Origin of the sequence: Thalassospira sp. UBA1131, from assembly GCF_002311515.1 — a bacterium.
Lineage (GTDB): Bacteria > Pseudomonadota > Alphaproteobacteria > Rhodospirillales > Thalassospiraceae > Thalassospira.
Window position 1 is genome coordinate 8509 of record NZ_DCAO01000070.1, and the last position, 522, is coordinate 9030.

Below are 522 nucleotides of genomic sequence, written 5' to 3' on the forward strand. Positions count from 1 at the left end.
GAAAAATAGGGGCTGGTCGGTTTGCGCGGAAACCCGTATAACAGAAACATACCCAAATGATGCACGTGGGAGAGGCCGCAGTCCTGATCGGATGAGCGGACGCCGAAGGAGCAACCACCCCGGAAACTCTCAGGCAACAGGACCGCGTGGAGATGGGACTCTGGAAAGCAGGTGACCTGAATTTCTGATCAGGAACACCTCGCCGAAGATGTAAGCAGACCGGCTTCCTACCCCGGATGTGATTCTTTCAGGCTCCAAAGACAGAGGGGGAATGTGGTTGGCCACTGGTCGGCTATATTTCGCAACGATTGTCTTGGAGAACCTGATGGCGGATCACGAATCCGAACTTCTAAAAACTGCTCTTTATGATTTGCATGTGGAACTCGGTGCCAAAATGGTACCGTTCGCTGGCTATGCCATGCCCGTGCAATATCCGCTTGGTGTGAAGGGCGAACATCTTCATACCCGTGCGAAGGCAGGCCTGTTTGATGTGTCCCATATGGGGCAGGTGCGTTTGACCGG

General features: G+C 53.8%; 1 pseudogene and 2 riboswitches. The pseudogene reads left to right on the top strand.

The window, feature by feature from the left end:
* The first annotated feature begins 56 nt into the window (after positions 1 to 56).
* A riboswitch (glycine riboswitch) is annotated at positions 57 to 155 on the top strand.
* A gap of 3 nt (positions 156 to 158) precedes the next feature.
* Positions 159 to 266: riboswitch (glycine riboswitch) on the top strand.
* A gap of 59 nt (positions 267 to 325) precedes the next feature.
* Positions 326 to 522: pseudogene (gene gcvT, locus B3Z49_RS11185) on the top strand (glycine cleavage system aminomethyltransferase GcvT); the annotation flags it as partial.